This window comes from Vibrio sp. 10N.222.47.A9 (assembly GCF_963872585.1).
Lineage (GTDB): Bacteria > Pseudomonadota > Gammaproteobacteria > Enterobacterales > Vibrionaceae > Vibrio > Vibrio splendidus.
In genome coordinates, this window is the sequence record NZ_CAWNBB010000097.1 from 1 (window position 1) to 4,169 (window position 4,169).

Annotated in this window: 2 protein-coding genes and 5 tRNA genes; 6 read left to right on the top strand and 1 reads right to left on the bottom strand. The window is 42.0% G+C overall.

Translation table 11 applies throughout. The annotated features are described in order from the left end of the window. The first annotated feature begins 225 nt into the window (after positions 1-225). The 6 genes from AACT19_RS24210 to AACT19_RS24235 all read left to right on the top strand — a co-directional run bounded on the left by AACT19_RS24210 (position 226) and on the right by AACT19_RS24235 (position 2,611). Positions 226-1,851, top strand: coding sequence for a methyl-accepting chemotaxis protein (locus AACT19_RS24210; RefSeq protein WP_017084368.1), 1,626 nt, complete (start codon positions 226-228; stop codon positions 1,849-1,851). 235 nt (positions 1,852-2,086) lie between these two features. Next, a tRNA-Phe gene (locus AACT19_RS24215) sits at positions 2,087-2,162 on the top strand. A 56-nt stretch (positions 2,163-2,218) separates the two neighbouring features. Continuing rightward, a tRNA-Thr gene (locus AACT19_RS24220) sits at positions 2,219-2,294 on the top strand. Positions 2,295-2,318: 24 nt separating this feature from the next. After that, positions 2,319-2,394: transfer RNA gene (locus tag AACT19_RS24225), tRNA-Asn, on the top strand. Positions 2,395-2,430: 36 nt separating this feature from the next. Further along, a tRNA-Thr gene (locus AACT19_RS24230) sits at positions 2,431-2,506 on the top strand. 29 nt (positions 2,507-2,535) lie between these two features. Continuing rightward, a tRNA-Asn gene (locus tag AACT19_RS24235) sits at positions 2,536-2,611 on the top strand. Positions 2,612-2,971: 360 nt separating this feature from the next. Here the strand turns inward: AACT19_RS24235 and AACT19_RS24240 are convergent. Beyond that, positions 2,972-3,367 (bottom strand): DUF2391 family protein, encoded by a 396-nt coding sequence (locus AACT19_RS24240; protein WP_026012249.1) that lies wholly within the window; start codon positions 3,365-3,367, stop codon positions 2,972-2,974. Between the last annotated feature and the right edge of the window lie 802 nt (positions 3,368-4,169).

Genomic DNA, 4,169 nt, shown 5'->3' on the forward strand with positions numbered 1-4,169 from the left:
TAAGTTAATTAATGGAATTGGTATAAACCACCTCTGAAATTAAGCACCTTTAACCGCCTATCGTCACATGAAAACAAACAGCATGATAGACTGTTACTTTTTTTGCTTCGTAAATTTAATCTCCATCATGTTTTGATATCTTTCTGATATCTGCCCTACACGACTTAGATTAAGATTCGATGAATTATATCTAATACTGATTATTGAATCGCTACGCAGGAAAATATGAAATTAAAAACGCAAGCTTACTTACTATCGGGCATCATCTTGGTTGCTCTACTAGCGTTAACTGCTACAGGCTTATGGACCTTAAGAGTTGCTAGCAACATGGACAACAAAGCTCGCGTAACAGAGCTGTTTAAGAGCGCATACAGCATTCTTACTGAAGTCGAAAAAATGGCGATTGATGGCACACTAGAAGAACAGCAAGCTAAACAACTTGCTACTCGCCTACTACGTAACAACATCTATAAAGACAATGAATATGTCTACGTCGCAGATGAGAACATGACGTTTGTCGCGACACCATTAGATCCTCAACTACACGGAACCAGCTTTAACGACTTTAAAGATGGCGACGGCAATAGTGTTGGTCAGCTAATCCAAAGAGTACTTGGCAATCGTACTGGCCAGATCATTGAGTACACCTGGACACAAAAGCTTCCAGACGGAACGATTGAAGAGAAACTGTCTATTGCAGAGAAGACTCCGCATTGGGGTTGGGTTGTAGGCACCGGTATCGGCTTCAATGAAGTCAATGCGCGTTTCTGGTCTACCGCTCAATGGCAGCTATTCCTTTGTGTCGTGATTGCTGGTCTTATTCTATCGAGCTTGATTGTATCCATTAAGCGAATGCTGGCACTTCTTGGCGGCGAGCCTAAAGATGTAAGAGAAGCGGTACAAGCCGTCGCAGAAGGCCGCATTCAAACCTCTTTTGAAACTCAGGCAATAAACGGCAGTATTTATCACGCCGTACAACAAATGAGTAAGTCGTTAGCCGAGCTAGTCTCAAACCTTAATGCATCAATGCTGGCATTAAGAGGTGAGTTACAGCGCGTAGAAGATCGTGCTGGGGCAATTGCTCAGCTAACAGAAACACAACAGCAATCAACAGAGATGATCGCAACAGCAATGACCGAGATGGCCTCTTCAGCCAACAATGTTGCTGATTCAGCGGGTGATACTGCGCGTAATACTGACGAAGCTGATAAACAGAGCCAACATACTCAGCAGTTAATTCACAACACGGTAGATAACATTCAAGGTCTAGCAGGCCAACTAGGAACTGCCAGTGAAGCCGTCGCTAACCTAGATAGCGATGTACATAACATCGTTAAGGTCTTAGACGTCATCGGTGATATTGCAGAACAAACTAACCTTCTAGCGCTAAATGCGGCAATTGAAGCTGCGCGCGCTGGTGAACAAGGCCGCGGATTTGCGGTTGTGGCTGATGAGGTTCGTAACCTTGCAGGTCGAACACAATCAAGCACCAAAGAAATCCAGCTAATGATCAATAACCTTCAAGAAGGTTCTCGTAACGCAATAAAAACTATGGAAGTGTGTGCGACGACCAGTGAAAGCACCGTAACAGAGTCTCAGAATGCCTCTGAAGCTCTACAACAGATTGTTATCGCATTAGAGTCTATTTCATCGATGAGTCATCAAATCGCGACAGCCGCCGCTGAGCAGACTCAGGTGAGTGACGATATTTCGAAGCGTATCAATATGATCGAAGAAAGTGGCAACCAACTGAGTAATGTGGTGACAGAAAGTCATAACAGCACTCAAACTCTCGCCTCCCTTTCTAACGAATTAGAAGCTTGGGTTAATAGGTTTGAAGTAAAACATTAAACTCTCGTGTAAATTCTTAAATATAAAAGCACGTTTTCATACGTGCTTTTTTTGTTTCGGTGCCTATTCCGTCCAGTTAACCGTAGTTTCAGTATCTTTTAGAGCATGCTAGACCTAGGTTTTTAGCCCCAAACGAACAAAAACAATCCACTAAGTATAGAAAAACATCAAACGATACTTTTTTTGCAATTTAATGTTGACCCAGAACGCGAAAACACGTTTAATACACCTCGTCGCCCGGATAGCTCAGTCGGTAGAGCAGAGGATTGAAAATCCTCGTGTCGGTGGTTCGATTCCGCCTCCGGGCACCACAATTTATTTGTTGGTGTCCTAGACAACAACAGTAAAGCACAAAGAAATATTATGTGCCGACTTAGCTCAGTAGGTAGAGCAACTGACTTGTAATCAGTAGGTCACCAGTTCGACTCCGGTAGTCGGCACCATTTCTTTAAAGCTTTAAGAATAATTCCCCTTTAGTTCAGTTGGTAGAACGGCGGACTGTTAATCCGTATGTCGCAAGTTCAAGTCTTGCAAGGGGAGCCAAGTTAATCATCAAGCATAAGCTTTTTGATTCATGATGCCGACTTAGCTCAGTAGGTAGAGCAACTGACTTGTAATCAGTAGGTCACCAGTTCGATTCCGGTAGTCGGCACCATTCTCTTGATTAGAGACTAAACAATCAATTCCCCTTTAGTTCAGTTGGTAGAACGGCGGACTGTTAATCCGTATGTCGCAAGTTCAAGTCTTGCAAGGGGAGCCAATTAAAAAAAGCCGCATCATTGATGCGGCTTTTTTGCATTTAAAAACCGAAACTTATTCATACAAGTCCCCTCGCCTTCCCATTACCAATACCAATACCTCGTCTAATACAGAAACCAACAGTTTCAATGTCTTCTAAGCAACCAGACTTCTCTCTTTAATTCCGCTCAAGCTATCACAAGAACAAACTTGTCACTCTTGCAAGAAGCCAGTCATCACGAAAGGCTACTTTCGTTATCTATAGAAGTGCTCTGCTGAGAAATTCTAGTCGTAATGGGGGCGGGAATTAAAAGCTAAATAATGAATTCAAATAAGCTCTAGAAAGGTTCTGTTGGTTGCCTAAATTGAAATGACATACGACTCACTCTTTATCGAAACTATCCACTACAATCGCTCCCATAGACGCTGGCATAGAAATAACAATTACCCTTTTGATAGATACAATTGGATCGCTTAATAAAGGTAGTTTATCCAAACAAGTTAGCACTAAAGCAACGACCATTGCCGTCATGACGTAAGCAATAACTATTCTGAAAATAAACACCGGCAACCGAGCGACAATATCTTTCTGGAATACACTCTCATACGTATAGAAGCCGAGGAACACAGCTGATAGTAAAAATAGCAGTAATAGATTAGCGGTCGGTAAAGTCTCTCCTAACTTCCACGCTTCTTCAGAAAAAGAAATCGGCACGGCCAAAGCAAAAGATCCTACAAAGATCTGGCTCGCATCTTCAAAGTTAAAGCTTAATTTCATAGTTCGACCCATTAGGTTTTAAGGCTTTATCTATTTTATTAAAATAATCACAAAATTATCCGCCGATGATTTGGGGAATTTTCTATTCTTACCAAGTAAACAGTAATGACCCTTCTAGTTTTATATTAGTCGCTATAACCAAAACATAGCTTGAACTAACCAACAAGAAATCAATATGTTCAGAGTAAAAGCTGTCAAAACAACTAATTCATATCGAGTCGACAAGCACATCAGAATCAAAGAGAGACTGGTAACCCCCCAATATACCAGTACCTAGAACCAGAAAATCTAAATCCGCAGGGGGGATAAACGCGACTTCACGTATAGGCACGGATACAGGGATGCTCTATTTCTTAGCTTATATATCTTTCCAGCAGCACTTTGGCACACAACCTAGCGACTCTCACCTTCAAACAGAATCTAGTCCGCTTTCCCCCCTTGAAATACTTCGAACAAAGTGCTTAATGCTATCGAGAGTGGTTTAAGCTCAATGCATAACAAGAGCTATTAAGTCGACTCATTAAGGACTCTAGCGTTCTTAGCAAAAGTCTCCATGATGGAGTCCTAATTACAAATCAGAAGCATCCTCTAGATTCACCGATAAGCCAGAAGTCAGGTTTCCTAGGCGAAGGGCTGTTAGCTGATACTTGAGGAAGGCTCCAAGCACTGAGCAAGCAGGATGAGTTGTAATGCTTGTATAGTTTCAGGTATTGAATGGGGCGCTGAGTCAAAACAGTCTCATTACCTAACTTACAACGTCGTATGGCTCGAGTATTTGATCTGTAATACCAATTCCATTAAT

Excerpts from the sequence above, each read along its gene's own strand:
- AACT19_RS24210 (WP_017084368.1), top strand. The coding sequence starts at position 226 with ATGAAATTAAAAACGCAAGCTTACTTACTATCGGGCATCATCTTGGTT.
- AACT19_RS24240 (WP_026012249.1), bottom strand. The coding sequence starts at position 3,367 with ATGAAATTAAGCTTTAACTTTGAAGATGCGAGCCAGATCTTTGTAGGA.